We start from the raw sequence: 16,989 nt of genomic DNA, 5'->3' as shown, positions 1-16,989 counted from the left end.
CGGCGAACGGAGGGCGGATCCAGGCGCCTTAGCGCAGGGCGCGCCCTTTCAGAATGGCGCTGTCGCCAAATCGTTTTCGAATCGCATCCGTGGCGCGCTCTGCCTGGGCGCGCTTTCCTGCCTGTGGGTCCAGCAAATCGCCACTGGAATCGGCCTGCGACTCGGGGGTCAGATCCGAGATGCCACAGCCAAGCAGCCGGTACGGGCCCTGGGCGCCAACTTGATCCAGCAAGGCGCGGGATTGGCGATAGATCACATCGGCCAATTGGGTTGGGCTGTGCAGCGATATCCGCCGGGTCAGAGCCGAATGATTGGCCCGCTTGAGTTTGAGAGTCACCACCCGGCCGGCCATGGATTTGGCCTTGGCGCGATCGGCCACCTGTTCTGCCAGCCGCCACAGATGCCCGTCCAGCACATCCAGGCTGGCGGTGTCCTCCATAAAGGTGGTCTCTTTTGAGATTGATTTCACCGGGGCGTTTGCCGACACACGGCGGCGGTCTTCGCCGCGGGCCAGATGCCACAGCCGCTCCCCGGTGCCACCAAAGCGGGCGACAAGATCCTGTTGCTCCCAGCGCAGCAGATCAGAAAAACTGCGAATACCGGCCTTGTCCAAAGAGGCCTGCGCCGCCGGGCCAATTCCCCAGATCAGCCGCACCGGTTTGTCGCGCAGGAAATCGGCGGTCTCGCCCTTGCCGATCACCGAAAATCCGCGCGGTTTATCCAGATCAGAGGCGACCTTGGCCAGGAACTTATTGTGCGACAACCCGATGGACCCGGTGATCCCCAGCTCGTCTTTCATCCGTTTGACCAATCGCGCCAGCATCACTGCGGGGGGGCGGCCGTGCAGCTTCTCGGTGCCAGACAAATCCATAAAGGCCTCATCCAGCGACAGGGGCTCCACTTCTGGGGTGAGCTCATCCATCATCGCGCGCACCGCCCGGCTGACCTCGACATAGGCGGACATGCGCGGTTTGATTGCCACCGCATCGGGGCAGAGTTTCAGCGCCTGAAACATCGGCATGGCAGAGCGAACGCCGCGGATGCGCGCCACATAACAGGCGGTGGACACAACCCCGCGCTTGCCGCCGCCGATGATCACCGGTTTGCTGGCGAGCTCGGGATTGTCGCGTTTTTCAACACTGGCGTAAAAGGCGTCGCAGTCCATATGGGCGATGGTCAAAGAGAATAGCTCATCATGCTGTTTGATGCGCGGGCTGCCACAGTTTGGGCAGCGTCGCGTCGGAGCGATCTGGCTGAGGCAATCACGGCATAGGGCTTGCATGGCGCAGTGGAGGCTTTATCTCTGTGTGGAGCGATACAGCATTTTACCCCGGCTGTTTCGGCTTGTCTGTAGGACTATCAGCTTACAAGTGAAGAACATGTCTTTTTCCGGTGCAAAACTGGCCCTGTTTCTGGGGCGCGATCTGTTGGTGATCAAGCGCGATGACAAGCCGGAGATTCCCTATCCGGGCTATTGGGATCTGCCCGGAGGCGGGCGCGAAGACGGGGAAAGCCCCGAGGCCTGTGTGCTGCGCGAAACCCTGGAAGAAGTCGGCCTGTCGATCCCTGCGTCAGATCTGACCTGGTCCCAAAGTTACCAGCGTCCACGTGGCACTGTTTGGTTCTTTGCCAGCCATCAACCGGCGGAGCTGGTGAAACAGGTCCGGCTGGGGTCTGAAGGGCAATGCTGGCGCCTGATGGCGCCGCAGAGTTATTGCAGCCACGCCCTGGCGGTGCCGCATTTTGCCGAACAGTTGCAAAGCTACCTGGCGGGCTGAGCCGCAGTCTACACCGATGGGCTGGGTCGCGGCGCTGCAAGAGCGCACCGTGGTTTTTCTATGATCTGGGCAAAAAATTCCCCCGCTCTCAGGCGGGGGCAGGAAGACGAGCCTCAGGAAGAGGAGCTCGTCAGGGGAGTGTCTCGGGATCAGAATCGCCCATAGCGGAGCGTTACGCAAATTTCATCGTGTGTGCGTATTGGTGCGCAACCGTTCGATGTGGCTTTCGTGTCACGTGGCAATTTGGCACAGCAAGGCGCGTGGGATGGAATTGTCACTTGAATACAGGGTGTTGACGTAGGGTAAGCTGCGAGATTGCGTATCAAGCCTTCGTCGCTGGGAAGGCGATCCCAAAGTAATTTGTTTGATGCATTTTTGGGCAGACGTGGCATTGATCGGGGTTTGCAACTCTTTTCAGTGGCAAACGATCAGGTAATGCGCCAAAAAAGTGCCGCAACACTTACCGCTCCCTCTTGATCGCCAAAGGGAGCGGATGCGATCCACGCTGACTGGTTTTTTACGGCTCAGGCCGCGCGGAGCTCGTCTAGAATCGCTAGGGCTGCTGCCCGTGGATCAGTGGCTTGCCAGATGGGGCGTCCTACCACAATGTGATCGGCGCCATCGGCAATGGCACTGGCCGGAGTTGCCACACGCTTTTGATCCCCCAGATCTGCCCCCACCGGGCGCACGCCTGGGGTGACAATCAGCTTGCCTGCGGCCTCGGGCAGGGCGCGAATGAGCGCCGCCTCTTGTGGGCTGGCAATCACCCCATCGGCACCAGCGGCAAAGGCATTGCCGGCGCGTTCCTGCACCAAATGGCGGATCTCTCCGGGTTTGATCAGGGCGCCATCCAGATCACCGCGATCCAGCGAGGTCAGAATGGTCACGGCGAGGATCTTCATGTCTTTGCCTGCAGCGCCCTCTTTGGCGGCTTTCACCACATAGGGGTCGCCATGCACGGTGAGAAAATCCAGGTCGAACTGCGCCAGGCCGCGCACGGCGCTTTCAACGGTGGCGCCGATGTCAAACAGCTTCATGTCGAGAAAGATCCGCTTGCCCAGCTCCTGCTTTAGCTCATTGGCCAGCGCCAACCCGCCGCCTGTCAGCATGCCAAGGCCGATCTTGTAGAAGGAAACTGCATCGCCCAGCTGTTCGGCCAGCTTCAACCCGGCCAAGGCATCGGGAACATCCATGGCAACAATCAGGCGGTCGTCGGCTGTGGTCTGGGACATGAGGCTTCTCCGGAAATCTGGGCTGAGTATCAGGGCTGAGGGATTGGCGCTTTCCTACTGCGCTGCTGAGAGTGGGGAAAGCCCCAAAAGGGGGAGTCTTTCCTTGGCATTGATACATATCAGGGATTTTTCAGGAATTTTGCCACAGTATGATCTTGAAGAGGCGCTAAGACCTCCCAAATTGATCTGTGAGGCCCGGACCGGGGCGTGCCGCAAAGCGGGCGCAACCACATCTATTCGGGCGCTTGTAAAAGGAGAAAGACATGGACTTGAACAAGTTCACCGAGCGGGCACGGGGTTTCGTGCAGGCGGCGCAGACCATTGCGATGCGCGAAGAGCATCAGCGGATGATGCCGGAACATCTACTCAAAGCATTGATGGATGACGATCAGGGGCTGGCGAGCAATCTGATTGGTAAATCCGGTGGCAATGCCGCCCAGGTGGTTGTGGCTGTCGATATTGCCGTGGGCAAGCTGCCCAAAGTCAGCGGCGACGCCGCGCAGGTCTATCTGGACGGCCAGACTGCCAAGGTTCTGGATGAAGCCAGCAAGATCGCCGAGAAGGCCGGCGACAGCTTTGTGCCCGTCGAGCGGGTGCTGATGGCGCTGTGCATGGTGAAATCCAAAGCCAAAGACGCGCTGGAGGCAGGTGACGTCACAGCGCAGAAGCTGAATGAAGCCGTCAACGATATTCGTAAAGGCCGCACAGCGGACAGCGCCACCGCCGAAGAAGGCTATGACGCGCTAAAGAAATACGCCCGTGACCTGACCGAGGCAGCGCGCGAAGGCAAGATTGACCCTATTATTGGCCGCGATGAGGAAATCCGCCGCGCCATGCAGGTGCTGTCGCGCCGTACCAAGAATAATCCGGTTCTGATTGGTGAGCCAGGCGTGGGTAAAACCGCCATCGCCGAAGGCATGGCCCTGCGCATCGTCAACGGGGATGTGCCCGAATCTCTGCGCGATAAGCAGCTGTTGTCCCTGGACATGGGCGCGCTGATTGCCGGGGCAAAATATCGTGGCGAATTCGAAGAGCGCCTGAAGGCGGTTCTGACCGAAGTCACCGAGGCTGCGGGTGAGATCATTCTGTTCATTGACGAGATGCACACCCTGGTGGGCGCGGGCAAATCCGATGGCGCCATGGATGCGGCCAACCTGATCAAACCTGCGCTGGCGCGCGGTGAGCTGCACTGTATCGGGGCCACCACCCTGGATGAATACCGCAAATATGTGGAAAAAGACGCGGCCCTGGCCCGTCGGTTCCAGCCCGTTGTGGTGCAGGAACCCACGGTAGAAGACACCGTGTCGATTCTGCGTGGCATCAAGGAAAAGTATGAGCTGCACCACGGGGTACGGATTGCCGATGCCGCCCTGGTCGCGGCGGCAACCCTGTCGAACCGCTATATCACTGACCGTTTCCTGCCGGATAAGGCCATTGATCTGGTGGATGAGGCCGCCAGCCGTTTGCGCATGCAGGTGGACAGCAAACCAGAAGAACTGGATGCGCTGGACCGTCAGATCCTGCAGATGCAGATCGAGGAAGAGGCGCTGAAGGTCGAAGACGATGCCGCCTCCAAGGATCGGCTGGAAACCCTGCAAAAGGAATTGTCGGATCTGCAGGAACAGTCCTCTGAGATGACCGCCCAGTGGCAGGCCGAACGGGATAAACTGGCCGGCGCCCGCGACATCAAGGAACAGTTGGACCGCGCCCGTGCTGATCTGGAAATCGCCAAGCGTGAGGCCAATCTGGCCCGCGCCGGGGAGCTGTCCTATGGCGTTATCCCGGATCTGGAAAAGCAGTTGGTCGCGGCCGAAAGCCGCGAAGAGCAGGATGTGCTGGTCGAAGAGGCGGTGCGACCCGAGCAAATCGCCGGGGTGGTGGAACGTTGGACCGGTATCCCGACCTCCAAAATGCTGGAGGGCGAGCGCGACAAACTGCTGCGCATGGAAGACGCGCTGCATTCCCGTGTCATTGGCCAGAACGCACCGGTGACGGCGGTGGCCAATGCAGTGCGCCGGGCACGGGCTGGGCTCAACGATGAAAACCGCCCCTTGGGCTCTTTCCTGTTCCTGGGGCCAACTGGGGTAGGGAAAACTGAGCTGACCAAGGCGGTGGCGAACTTCCTGTTTGACGACGACAACGCCATGGTGCGGATCGACATGTCAGAATACATGGAAAAGCACAGCGTTGCCCGTCTGATCGGGGCACCTCCCGGCTATGTGGGCTATGACGAAGGTGGCGCCTTGACCGAGGCAGTGCGTCGGCGCCCTTATCAGGTGGTGCTGTTTGACGAGGTGGAAAAAGCGCACCCGGATGTCTTTAACGTGCTGTTGCAGGTTCTGGACGACGGCATGCTCACCGATGGTCAGGGGCGCACGGTTGATTTCAAGCAGACGCTGATCATCCTGACCTCGAACCTTGGCGCCCAGGCGCTGAGCCAGTTGCCCGAAGGGGCGGATGCCTCGGATGCCAAACGGGACGTGATGGATGCGGTGCGGGCGCATTTCCGACCGGAATTCCTCAACCGTCTGGATGAGACCATCATCTTTGACCGTCTGGCGCGCAAGGATATGGACGGTATCGTTGATATCCAGATCGCCCGCCTGGCCAAACGTCTGGCCGCGCGCAAGATCACCCTGTCTTTGGACGAGGGCGCTAAGACCTGGCTGGCGGATGAAGGCTATGACCCGGTCTTTGGGGCGCGCCCGCTCAAGCGGGTGATCCAACGGGCCTTGCAGAACGCCCTGGCGGAACTGCTGCTGAGCGGTGAAGTCAAAGACGGCGATACCATCCCCGTTTCGGCAGGTGGCGATGGGCTGATCATCGGCGATCGCCTTGGCACCACTGAGCGGCCAAAACCGGATGACGCCGTGGTGCACTGACACGCGGTTTGTACGCTGAACATGAGAAAGCCCGCCAGTTTTGGCGGGCTTTTGTTATTAGAGACCTGTGTTGGGGCAACGGGCTGCGGGTGAGGTTATTCCTCAATGGCTTCCTGTACGATCTCATCTAATAGGGTCTGGATCACCTGCATCGCCCCCTCTGGGAAGCTGCGAAAACCCACGGTGACGCTGTCTTCGCCGGGGCGCTGGGCGACAAAGATGTCATAGGGGCAGAAGGTGATGTTCATCGGGTCGGCTTCCATCACCTGACGTGACAGTGTGGCGGAGCAGAAGGAATAGACGTCAGCCTGCTGAAACAGAACCACATCGGATCCAACATCGGCGCGGGTGCGCTCCAACATCTCGCCCACGTGGCTGATGTGGTCGACCACAAAGCCACGGTCGGTTATGGCGCTTTCCAGACCAAAGGTCACATCCCCATAGTCCAACCCGGTGGTGTAGCTGACCATGTCGTCGGCTTGTGCTGGGGTGAACAACAGCGTGTTCATGGCAAAACTGGCGGCGACGGTGAAATATTTCATCTGACTTCTCCCAATGTGAACAGCAGTACCTTGCCCATTGTGGGCATCCCCCTCATTTTAGGGAGATAGAGACAGGCAGCACAGGGTCGCCTGTTGCATTTATATATAGGAGTTTTTGCATGGGTTTCGCGGCAAAGGCTATAGAGTTTCTTGCACTTGGATTTGTTTTCTTTCTTGGCGCTCTGGTGCTGGTGGGCTTGCTTTTGTTTGTTGTGGACCGGCTGCAGACCCAGGATGCGATCCGCAGGAACTACCCTGTTGTTGGTAGATTTCGCCATTTGTTCAGCACCATGGGAGAGTTTTTCCGTCAATATTTCTTTGCCATGGACCGGGAAGAGATGCCCTTTAATCGGGCTCAACGCGAATGGGTTGGCCGCGCTGCCGAAGGGGTGGGAAATACCGTTGCTTTTGGATCAACCCGCAACATTACCGTGCCGGGCACACCCATTTTTGTAAACGCGCCCTTTCCGCCGCTGGATGATCAATATGCCAGTACCGAACCCCTGTGTATTGGCGCGGATGCACGGGTGCCCTACATGGCGCCCTCTTTCTTTAATATCTCGGGCATGAGCTATGGAGCGCTGTCGCAGCCGGCGGTGCGGGCCCTGAGCCGGGGCGCACGCGAGGCCGGTGTCTGGTTGAACACCGGGGAGGGCGGGCTCAGCCCGTTTCACCTGGAGGGCGGCTGCGATATTGTCTTTCAGATTGGCACCGCCAAATATGGTGTGCGCAACCCCGAGGGTGGGTTGAGCGACACCAAGCTGCGCGAGATTGCTGCCAACCCCACGGTGCGGATGTTTGAGCTGAAGCTGTCCCAGGGGGCCAAACCGGGCAAAGGTGGCATCCTGCCGGCGGCAAAGGTCAGCGCCGAGATCGCCGCCATTCGCGGCATAGCCGAGGGGCAGGCCAGCATCTCGCCCAACCGGCACCCCGAGATGCGGGATTTTGATGATTTGCTGGACATGATCTCTCATGTGCGGGAGGTGACGGGCAAACCGGTTGGCATCAAAACCGTGGTTGGCTCGGAAGTGGTGATGCGGGAAATGTTCATGGTGATTGCCTCGCGTCCCAAGGCGGCGCCGGATTTCATCACCATTGATGGCGGCGAAGGTGGCACCGGGGCGGCGCCGATGCCGCTGATTGATCTGGTGGGCATGTCGGTGCGCGAAGCCCTGCCGCTGGTCTGTAATCTGCGGGATGAATACGGCTTTCGCGATCGTATCCGGCTGATTTCCAGCGGCAAGCTGGTCAATCCTGGCGATGTGGCCTGGGCGCTGGCGGCGGGCGCGGATTTTGTCACCTCGGCGCGTGGTTTCATGTTTTCGCTGGGCTGTATTCAGGCGCTGAAATGTAACAAAAACACCTGCCCTACTGGCATTACCACCCATGATCCTCGGTTTCAGAAAGGCCTGGTTGTCGAAGATAAATACAAACGCGTGGCGCGCTATGCCACCGAGATCATCCATGAGGTTGAAACCATCGCGCATTCGGTTGGGGTGACTGAACCGCGCAAGCTGCGCCGCCGTCATGTGCGCATCATGCAGGAGGATGGTCACTCCCGTCCGATGAATGAAATCATGCCAAGTTACAGTGCCGTCGCGCAGACGTGACAGGATATGTTTTGGCCGGCGCGGCGTGCTGGGTTAGGTCAGTTGGGACTGATACATTTTAGGAGACGCCCTCATGGCCCGTCGCTGGACCAATACTCTGACTGCCGCAGATGTGACGCCGAAAGCTACATTTATGAACCGCCGCCAGATCATGGCGGGGCTTGGCGGTATGGCGGGGCTGGCTGGGCTTGGCGGGTTGCCAGGGCCAGCACAGGCAGAAACTCTGGAGCCAAACTCCTGGGAAGATGTGACCAACTATTGCAACTATTATGAGTTTGGCACCGGCAAGGGCGACCCTGCCAAATATGCCGGTCAGCTGACCACCGCGCCCTGGAGCGTCAAGATTGACGGGATGGTGGAGCGCCCCGGCGACTATGATTTCCAGCAGATCCTGGGCGAGATGACCCTGGAAGAACGGATCTACCGCTTCCGCTGTGTCGAGGCCTGGTCGATGGTGGTGCCCTGGACCGGGTTTGAATTGGCCGACTTGCTGGCCCTGGCCGGTGTAAAGTCAGAGGCCAAATACGTGGCCTTTGAAACGCTCTATCGTCCCTCTGAAATGCCCGGCACCGCGTACCGGGTGCTGGATTGGCCGTACCGCGAAGGTCTGCGCCTGGATGAGGCCATGCACCCGCTGACCCTGATGGCGACCGGTATCTTTGGCAAAGACCTGCCAAACCAGAACGGCGCGCCTTTGCGATTGGTTGTGCCATGGAAATACGGCTTCAAATCAATCAAATCCATTGTGCGGATTACCCTGACGGATAAAGAACCCCAGACCAGCTGGAACATGGCAAACGCGCGAGAGTACGGCTTCTACAGCAATGTGAACCCGGAGGTCTCGCATCCACGGTGGAGCCAGGCCTCTGAGCGTCGCCTGGGCGGCGGGTTGTTTGCCAGCCGTCGGGACACGCTGATGTTCAATGGCTACGGCGATGAGGTTGCATCACTGTATGAGGGAATGGATCTGGCCAAGTTCTTCTAGCGCTCCGCTCTGGTGCCCGGTTGGGCCCTGAGCGACAGGACCCATTGTGGCGGGGCAGCGTATATTGGGGTCTCCTCGCTGGAGGCCTCATGGCCTCGTATTCAAGAGGGTGGAGTTACCCGCGTTAGAACGCGCCAGAACGACGGATGAGGACGTTTCGCCAGATGATCGACGCCATAAATACTGCTCTGCGCAGACTTCCTACTTGGGTTCTGTATTTGCTTGGGTCTCTTTATCCTGTCTGGCTGCTCTATTTAGGAATGACCGGGGGGCTGGGGGCTGATCCGGTCAAGGCGTTGGAGCATGAGTTGGGGGAGCGCGCCCTGCAGCTATTGATCTTGGGGTTGGCGGTCACGCCGTTGCGCCGCTTTGTCGGGGTGAATTTGATCAGGTTCCGTCGGGCGCTGGGCGTGCTGACCTTTACCTATGTGGCTCTGCATCTGCTGGTCTGGTTGCTGCTGGATGTGCAAGTTGTCAGTCAGATCCTCGCTGACATCGCCAAGCGACCCTATATCTCCATTGGCATGGCGGGCTTTGTTCTCATGGTGCCGCTTGCGCTCACCTCGAATGATGCCTCTGTCAAACGCCTTGGCCGCAAATGGAAACGTCTTCATCTGCTCACCTATCCCGCTGCTTTCCTGGGCGGCCTACACTACGTGATGCTGGTGAAAGGATTTCAGATCGAGCCCTTGATCTATTTGACGGTGATTGTGGTTTTGCTGGCGCTTCGTTTGTTTGGGTTTGTTGTCCGCAGTTTTGTTGTTTTGCGGGTTTAGTGGTTTTGGTTTGGATGTTTTTGGAAGGCTGAGTGGGCTGTTTGGTTCGCGGGCGTGGTTTTGATGTGTTGCCTTGGGTGAGTCTTGGCTGGGGCGTGTTGAGTGTTGTGGCTTGGGGCGGTGTTTGGGTGTTTGGTTTTGGATTGGCTGGGTGATTTTGGGATTAACTCCGTGATTTTGCGTTATTTTTGGGATTTTCCAAAAAAGATGATATTTTTGTAATTTAGGTGTTGCGGGTTTGTTGAGTTAACACTAGAACCCCCTCTACCGGCGGCGGAGACGCGGCACGGTGGGGCGGCTGAGAGGTCGCTGACTGGCAGGAAAGGCTGCTGGACGCTCAGGAGAGACTGGGGCATCTGGAGGATGTTATGAGGCGGTTGCGCTAAGGAATTGGCGCGGTGGCCTTGTTTTTGGCCTTTAGGTGTTGCTCTTTGACATTGATGATAACTGAAGAGATATGTGGGCGGTTTGGTTCGTTTCGATGGATCAACGTCTGTATATCAACGCTAGTAGGGTGGGCCATTTGGTCTGTTCGATGATCTAGTGTCAGCTTCACTGTTTGACGGACTTTTGTTTACTTTTGTAAACTGAAGCACAATCAAACAGATGACTTCCGATACGTGTCCAATCCTTAGCCGGGTGGACATAGGGATCTGCCCCCAAAAGCGGTCCTGAGTATTGGAGATGTGCAGAGGTTCGAACGTCAAGGATAGCATCGCGAGATGCTTTCAACTTGAGAGTTTGATCCTGGCTCAGAACGAACGCTGGCGGCAGGCTTAACACATGCAAGTCGAGCGCACTCTTCGGAGTGAGCGGCGGACGGGTTAGTAACGCGTGGGAACGTGCCCTTCTCTAAGGAATAGCCACTGGAAACGGTGAGTAATACCTTATACGCCCTTCGGGGGAAAGATTTATCGGAGAAGGATCGGCCCGCGTTAGATTAGATAGTTGGTGGGGTAATGGCCTACCAAGTCTACGATCTATAGCTGGTTTTAGAGGATGATCAGCAACACTGGGACTGAGACACGGCCCAGACTCCTACGGGAGGCAGCAGTGGGGAATCTTGGACAATGGGCGCAAGCCTGATCCAGCCATGCCGCGTGAGTGATGAAGGCCTTAGGGTCGTAAAGCTCTTTCGCCAGAGATGATAATGACAGTATCTGGTAAAGAAACCCCGGCTAACTCCGTGCCAGCAGCCGCGGTAATACGGAGGGGGTTAGCGTTGTTCGGAATTACTGGGCGTAAAGCGCACGTAGGCGGATCAGAAAGTATAGGGTGAAATCCCAGGGCTCAACCCTGGAACTGCCTTGTAAACTCCTGGTCTTGAGTTCGAGAGAGGTGAGTGGAATTCCGAGTGTAGAGGTGAAATTCGTAGATATTCGGAGGAACACCAGTGGCGAAGGCGGCTCACTGGCTCGATACTGACGCTGAGGTGCGAAAGTGTGGGGAGCAAACAGGATTAGATACCCTGGTAGTCCACACCGTAAACGATGAATGCCAGACGTCAGCAAGCATGCTTGTTGGTGTCACACCTAACGGATTAAGCATTCCGCCTGGGGAGTACGGTCGCAAGATTAAAACTCAAAGGAATTGACGGGGGCCCGCACAAGCGGTGGAGCATGTGGTTTAATTCGAAGCAACGCGCAGAACCTTACCAACCCTTGACATCCTTGGACCGCTAGAGAGATCTAGCTTTCTCGCAAGAGACCAAGTGACAGGTGCTGCATGGCTGTCGTCAGCTCGTGTCGTGAGATGTTCGGTTAAGTCCGGCAACGAGCGCAACCCACATCCTTAGTTGCCAGCAGTTCGGCTGGGCACTCTAGGGAAACTGCCCGTGATAAGCGGGAGGAAGGTGTGGATGACGTCAAGTCCTCATGGCCCTTACGGGTTGGGCTACACACGTGCTACAATGGCATCAACAATGGGTTAATCCCCAAAAGATGTCTCAGTTCGGATTGGGGTCTGCAACTCGACCCCATGAAGTCGGAATCGCTAGTAATCGCGTAACAGCATGACGCGGTGAATACGTTCCCGGGCCTTGTACACACCGCCCGTCACACCATGGGAGTTGGATCTACCCGAAGGCCGTGCGCTAACTTTTGAGGCAGCGGACCACGGTGGGTTCAGCGACTGGGGTGAAGTCGTAACAAGGTAGCCGTAGGGGAACCTGCGGCTGGATCACCTCCTTTCTAAGGATGTATCTAGCAAGAAGAACTTGTTCTTCCTCGTGATACACTTAGCAATGAACAGTAATCAAAACTGTTCAACATCGGGGCATCTACTGGATGTCCTTTGGACCGAGCCGTCCTCATATCTCTTCAGACAAGTCGCGGCAGCAGCCGTTATCTGGCGCTGCCTGGTGACATAACCACTGAGTGCTGCTCTCGGGCATTGCTTTGCAATACCCTGTCGCACACGGGTTTTGATTTGCTTTGCAAATCGAAAACCGGGTCGGTAGCTCAGGTGGTTAGAGCGCACGCCTGATAAGCGTGAGGTCGGAGGTTCAAGTCCTCCTCGACCCACCACTCATCCTTCGGGATTAAGATGGGGCCTTAGCTCAGCTGGGAGAGCGCCTGATTTGCATTCAGGAGGTCAGGAGTTCGATCCTCCTAGGCTCCACCATTAAACAATTAGATCGTTAAGCACTGTGCGCAGTTCTTAACCGTCCAATTGGACGAATTGATATCGTAAAGAGAGAAACAATCAACAACACTGTTGATCGCCCCGAGTGTGGGGATGATCTCAGATTGGTGCTGATTAGACCTTCGGGTTTATGATGCGAGCTTATGAACACGTCTGTTTCCTCGGACGTCCATGGGTCTGCCGGTTTGAAACGACAGAGTTGTCCAAGTCAAGTACACTAACCCGGTTCTAATTCCGCAAGGTTTTGGAACCAATTGTATTTATGATGTTTGTTTTGCGAAGGGGCTGCGACCGACATCACAGCCTTAGTAGTGAAACGACTTTCGCATCATAAATGCGGGAAAGTATGCTTTTTGGTTCAGAGATTGTGGTCCGGCTACTTACCAGCGGCTGGATCCTGATGGTTTAGGCTATCTATTTCTGGATCAGATCAAGCGCGAGAAGGGCGTTTGGTGAATGCCTTGGCAGTAAGAGGCGATGAAAGACGTGATACTCTGCGATAAGTCATGGGGAGCTGAGAATAAGCTTTGATCCATGAATTTCTGAATGGGGCAACCCACCTGAAAGTTCATTATTGTTACTTCGGTAGCCAATAATGTTCTTAACCAGGTACTTATGAACTGAATACATAGGTTTATAAGAGCAAACCCGGGGAACTGAAACATCTAAGTACCCGGAGGAAAGGAAATCAATTGATACTCCCCTAGTAGCGGCGAGCGAACGGGGACCAGCCGAGCCTTGAGTGTGAGAAGAACCTGTTGGGAAGCAGGACCATAGCGGGTGATAGTCCCGTATTCGAAACATGATAGGACGTATTAAGTAGGGCGGAACACGTGAAATTCTGTCTGAAGATCGGAGGACCACCTTCGAAGGCTAAGTACTCCTTACTGACCGATAGTGAACCAGTACCGTGAGGGAAAGGTGAAAAGCACCCCGACGAGGGGAGTGAAACAGTACCTGAAACCGAACGCCTACAATCAGTTGGAGGGCCCTTGCGGCCTGACAGCGTACCTTTTGTATAATGGGTCATCGACTTGGTCTCACGAGCAAGCTTAAACCGTTAGGTGTAGGCGCAGCGAAAGCGAGTCTTAATAGGGCGAATGAGTTCGTGGGATCAGACCCGAAACCGAGTGATCTAGGCATGGCCAGGTTGAAGGTGCAGTAACATGCACTGGAGGACCGAACCCACATCTGTTGAAAAAGATCGGGATGAGCTGTGCCTAGGGGTGAAAGGCCAATCAAACTCGGAGATAGCTGGTTCTCTGCGAAATCTATTTAGGTAGAGCGTCGTACGAATACCCCGGGGGGTAGAGCACTGGATGGGTAATGGGGACTCACCGTCTTACTGATCCTAACCAAACTCCGAATACCCGGGAGTACTATACGGCAGACACACTGCGGATGCTAACGTCCGTAGTGGAGAGGGAAACAACCCTGACCTCCAGCTAAGGCCCCTAATTCATGGCTAAGTGGGAAAGCAGGTGGGATGTCCAAAACAACCAGGAAGTTGGCTTAGAAGCAGCCATCTTTTAAAGATAGCGTAACAGCTCACTGGTCTAATTAAGACGTCCTGCGGCGAAGATGTAACGGGGCTCAAGCCATGAGCCGAAGCTGAGGATGCACATAGTGCATGGTAGCAGAGCGTAGTGTGACATAGTTCCATGTCTCCTTACCTACTTCGGTAGGATTGGAGACACGGAGCTTTCGATGAAGCGGGCGCGTGAGCGATCCCGTGGAGAGATCACTAGCGAGAATGATGACATGAGTAGCGACAAAGAGTGTGAGAGACACTCTCGCCGAAAGTCCAAGGGTTCCTGCTTAAAGCTAATCTGAGCAGGGTAAGCCGACCCCTAAGGCGAGGCCGAAAGGCGTAGTCGATGGGAACCAGGTTAATATTCCTGGGCCATGAGGTGGTGACGGATCGCAGGTGTTGTTCATCCTTATTGGATTGAATGAGCAGCTGAGCGGTTCCTGGAAATAGCCCCTCTATAAGATCGTACCCTAAACCGACACAGGTGGACTGGTAGAGAATACCAAGGCGCTTGAGAGAACGATGTTGAAGGAACTCGGCAAAATACCTCCGTAAGTTCGCGAGAAGGAGGCCCGGGTCCTACGCAAGTGGAATCCGGGGGCACAAACCAGGGGGTGGCGACTGTTTATTAAAAACACAGGGCTCTGCGAAGTCGCAAGACGACGTATAGGGTCTGACGCCTGCCCGGTGCCTGAAGGTTAAAAGGAGGGGTGAGAGCTCTGAATTGAAGCCCAGGTAAACGGCGGCCGTAACTATAACGGTCCTAAGGTAGCGAAATTCCTTGTCGGGTAAGTTCCGACCTGCACGAATGGCGTAACGACTTCCCCGCTGTCTCCAACATCGACTCAGCGAAATTGAATTGCCTGTCAAGATGCAGGCTTCCCGCGGTTAGACGGAAAGACCCCGTGCACCTTTACTACAGCTTCGCACTGGCATCAGGATTGTGACGTGCAGGATAGGTGGTAGGCATCGAAACCGAGACGCTAGTCTCGGTGGAGCCTCCCTTGAGATACCACCCTTCGCACTCTTGATGTCTAACCGCGGTCCGTTATCCGGATCCGGGACCCTGCGTGGCGGGTAGTTTGACTGGGGCGGTCGCCTCCTAAAGCGTAACGGAGGCGCGCGAAGGTTGGCTCAGAGCGGTCGGAAATCGCTCGTTGAGTGCAATGGCAAAAGCCAGCCTGACTGCGAGACTGACAAGTCGAGCAGAGACGAAAGTCGGCCATAGTGATCCGGTGGTCCCGAGTGGAAGGGCCATCGCTCAACGGATAAAAGGTACGCCGGGGATAACAGGCTGATACTGCCCAAGAGTCCATATCGACGGCAGTGTTTGGCACCTCGATGTCGGCTCATCTCATCCTGGGGCTGGAGCAGGTCCCAAGGGTACGGCTGTTCGCCGTTTAAAGAGGTACGTGAGCTGGGTTTAGAACGTCGTGAGACAGTTCGGTCCCTATCTGCCGTGGGTGTAGGATACTTGAGAGGAGTTGCCCCTAGTACGAGAGGACCGGGGTGAACGAACCACTGGTGGACCAGTTGTCGTGCCAACGGCAGTGCTGGGTAGCTATGTTCGGACAGGATAACCGCTGAAGGCATCTAAGCGGGAAGCCCCCCTCAAAACAAGGTATCCCTGAGGGCCGAGGTAGACCACCTCGTCAATAGGCCAGAGATGTAAGCGTGGTAACACGTTCAGTTGACTGGTACTAATCGCCCGATTGGCTTGATCTGATCTAGTAATAGACAGCCAAGAACCAAATAAGCACCACAGGACTTGGACTTAATGTTGATTGTTTCTTCCGATATCAGTTGTGAAACCACCAGGTGACATAACTGACGTGCGGCAATGCGGTTTTAAAATCAAAACCGCTGCCTGCCGCGCGATACTTTGCTTCGCAAAGATATCGGATTTGGATTTTTCTTGGTTTGGTGGCGATAGCGAGAGCAAAACACCCGGTCCCATCCCGAACCCGGAAGTTAAGTGCCTTTGCGCCAATGGTACTGCGTCTTAAGGCGTGGGAGAGTAGGTCACTGCCAAACCTAGTAAAATCCAAAATCTCAAAAACGATAACATTAACGCTAACTACTAGGACAAATCGTCCTCAAGTAGAAAAGCGATAGGACATCATAACTGTCGCGGGATGGAGCAGCCCGGTAGCTCGTCAGGCTCATAACCTGAAGGTCGTAGGTTCAAATCCTACTCCCGCAACCAAATTTAATACATGAAATAAGACACTTAACGCCACCTCAGGGTGGCTTTACGCGTTGGTGCGCTACGCCCGGTGCTACGCCGCGCAGCAAACAGCAGCTAAGTTGGCGAGGCGTCTTCTGCGGGCTCTGGAAGCACTCTGGAAGCAGATCGGGAGCAGGCAGCGCGTGAAACACAGTGCCCATCCTCTTTCTAAACCAATCTTCATATGCAAAAACACAGAGAATACACCGTCTATGCTGTCAGCACTATCAGCCGGATTTGACCTGCGCCCAAACGAAAAATTCAGCGATGGCGGAACACGCAGAGCGCGACCACTGCTGCCGTTCGTGGTGACGGCTGTAATGTCTGCTAGGAGATTGGCAACTCCGAAGTTGCTTTCTCGGTCGAGACTACGATGGATGTCCGAAATTTGCGAACATTCCTATCAGAAAAGAAGAACCGATGTGTGAAGGCTTCGTAGCCTGCGATATCTTTTGCCATCACGACGAGGATGAAATCTGCCTCGCCCGCGATACAATAGAAGTGCGTTACTTGCCGATCTTCACGCGCTTTACGCTTGAATGCATCAATCTGATCAAGCCGATCACGTTCCAGTTCTACCGACACGATGGCAGTAATGCCAAGGCCGAGAGATTTTGGGTCAAGAATTGCGACCTCGCTTTTGATCACACCCGCGTCCCGCAGCGCCCGAATCCGTCTCTGCACTGAAGCTTTCGAAATGCCTGTGGCATCTGCAAATGATTGCACGGAAGTTTTGGCATCTTTTTGAAAAAGATCGAGCAGCTTTCGATCTGTTGCGTCCAT

Annotated in this window: 9 protein-coding genes, 3 tRNA genes and 3 rRNA genes; 11 read left to right on the top strand and 4 right to left on the bottom strand. The window is 56.0% G+C overall.

All coding sequences use genetic code 11. The features are described from left to right. Positions 1-28 precede the first annotated feature (28 nt). The gene (locus tag N1037_19290) at positions 29-1,282 is read right to left on the bottom strand and encodes a DNA polymerase IV (GenBank protein ID UWS79362.1); all 1,254 of its coding nucleotides are present in this window, start codon (positions 1,280-1,282) and stop codon (positions 29-31) included. 97 nt (positions 1,283-1,379) lie between these two features. Here N1037_19290 and N1037_19285 point away from each other — a divergent pair, with 97 nt between their 5' ends. After that, positions 1,380-1,778, top strand: a complete 399-nt coding sequence (locus N1037_19285) for an NUDIX hydrolase (protein UWS79361.1) — start codon at positions 1,380-1,382, stop codon at positions 1,776-1,778. 524 nt (positions 1,779-2,302) lie between these two features. Here N1037_19285 and pyrF read toward each other — a convergent pair. After that, complete coding sequence (gene pyrF / locus N1037_19280) at positions 2,303-3,010, bottom strand: orotidine-5'-phosphate decarboxylase (GenBank protein ID UWS79360.1); 708 nt, start codon at positions 3,008-3,010, stop codon at positions 2,303-2,305. Positions 3,011-3,273: 263 nt separating this feature from the next. Between pyrF and clpB the strand changes: the two genes are divergently transcribed. Further along, entirely contained in the window at positions 3,274-5,892 is a 2,619-nt protein-coding gene (gene clpB / locus N1037_19275; GenBank protein ID UWS79359.1) for an ATP-dependent chaperone ClpB, read from the top strand. A gap of 95 nt (positions 5,893-5,987) precedes the next feature. Here the strand turns inward: clpB and N1037_19270 are convergent, their stop codons facing one another. Continuing rightward, the gene (locus tag N1037_19270) at positions 5,988-6,434 is read right to left on the bottom strand and encodes a DUF302 domain-containing protein (protein UWS79358.1); all 447 of its coding nucleotides are present in this window, start codon (positions 6,432-6,434) and stop codon (positions 5,988-5,990) included. Between the two features lie 119 nt (positions 6,435-6,553). On the opposite strand from N1037_19270, the gene N1037_19265 reads away from it, so the two are divergent. The 9 genes from N1037_19265 to N1037_19225 all read left to right on the top strand — a co-directional run bounded on the left by N1037_19265 (position 6,554) and on the right by N1037_19225 (position 16,185). Next, positions 6,554-8,044 (top strand): FMN-binding glutamate synthase family protein, encoded by a 1,491-nt coding sequence (locus tag N1037_19265; GenBank protein ID UWS79357.1) that lies wholly within the window; start codon positions 6,554-6,556, stop codon positions 8,042-8,044. A 73-nt stretch (positions 8,045-8,117) separates the two neighbouring features. Then, entirely contained in the window at positions 8,118-9,029 is a 912-nt protein-coding gene (gene msrP, locus N1037_19260; GenBank protein ID UWS79356.1) for a protein-methionine-sulfoxide reductase catalytic subunit MsrP, read from the top strand. Positions 9,030-9,193: 164 nt separating this feature from the next. Next, positions 9,194-9,805 (top strand): protein-methionine-sulfoxide reductase heme-binding subunit MsrQ, encoded by a 612-nt coding sequence (msrQ, locus tag N1037_19255; protein UWS79355.1) that lies wholly within the window; start codon positions 9,194-9,196, stop codon positions 9,803-9,805. A gap of 729 nt (positions 9,806-10,534) precedes the next feature. Then, a 16S ribosomal RNA gene (locus N1037_19250) occupies positions 10,535-11,994 on the top strand. A gap of 259 nt (positions 11,995-12,253) precedes the next feature. Next, positions 12,254-12,330 (top strand) — tRNA-Ile (locus tag N1037_19245). 21 nt (positions 12,331-12,351) lie between these two features. Next, positions 12,352-12,427: transfer RNA gene (locus N1037_19240), tRNA-Ala, on the top strand. 449 nt (positions 12,428-12,876) lie between these two features. Beyond that, positions 12,877-15,704, top strand: a 23S ribosomal RNA gene (locus N1037_19235). 194 nt (positions 15,705-15,898) lie between these two features. Next, positions 15,899-16,013, top strand: a 5S ribosomal RNA gene (gene rrf, locus N1037_19230). Together the 16S, 23S and 5S rRNA genes with 3 tRNA genes alongside form the textbook arrangement of a ribosomal RNA operon. Positions 16,014-16,108: 95 nt before the next feature. Next, a tRNA-Met gene (locus N1037_19225) sits at positions 16,109-16,185 on the top strand. A 348-nt stretch (positions 16,186-16,533) separates the two neighbouring features. Here the strand turns inward: N1037_19225 and N1037_19220 are convergent. Continuing rightward, complete coding sequence (locus tag N1037_19220; protein ID UWS79354.1) at positions 16,534-16,989, bottom strand: Lrp/AsnC family transcriptional regulator; 456 nt, start codon at positions 16,987-16,989, stop codon at positions 16,534-16,536.

The organism is Phaeobacter sp. G2, assembly GCA_025163595.1.
Classification (GTDB): Bacteria; Pseudomonadota; Alphaproteobacteria; order Rhodobacterales; family Rhodobacteraceae; genus Pseudophaeobacter.
This window is presented reverse-complemented; position numbering and strand designations above follow the sequence as displayed.

Coding starts and splice junctions, on each gene's coding strand:
- msrQ (UWS79355.1), top strand. CDS start 9,194: ATGATCGACGCCATAAATACTGCTCTGCGCAGACTTCCTACTTGGGTT.
- N1037_19220 (UWS79354.1), bottom strand. CDS start 16,989: ATGGACGCAACAGATCGAAAGCTGCTCGATCTTTTTCAAAAAGATGCC.
- pyrF (UWS79360.1), bottom strand. CDS start 3,010: ATGTCCCAGACCACAGCCGACGACCGCCTGATTGTTGCCATGGATGTT.
- N1037_19290 (UWS79362.1), bottom strand. CDS start 1,282: ATGCAAGCCCTATGCCGTGATTGCCTCAGCCAGATCGCTCCGACGCGA.
- N1037_19265 (UWS79357.1), top strand. CDS start 6,554: ATGGGTTTCGCGGCAAAGGCTATAGAGTTTCTTGCACTTGGATTTGTT.
- clpB (UWS79359.1), top strand. CDS start 3,274: ATGGACTTGAACAAGTTCACCGAGCGGGCACGGGGTTTCGTGCAGGCG.
- N1037_19285 (UWS79361.1), top strand. CDS start 1,380: ATGTCTTTTTCCGGTGCAAAACTGGCCCTGTTTCTGGGGCGCGATCTG.
- N1037_19270 (UWS79358.1), bottom strand. CDS start 6,434: ATGAAATATTTCACCGTCGCCGCCAGTTTTGCCATGAACACGCTGTTG.
- msrP (UWS79356.1), top strand. CDS start 8,118: ATGGCCCGTCGCTGGACCAATACTCTGACTGCCGCAGATGTGACGCCG.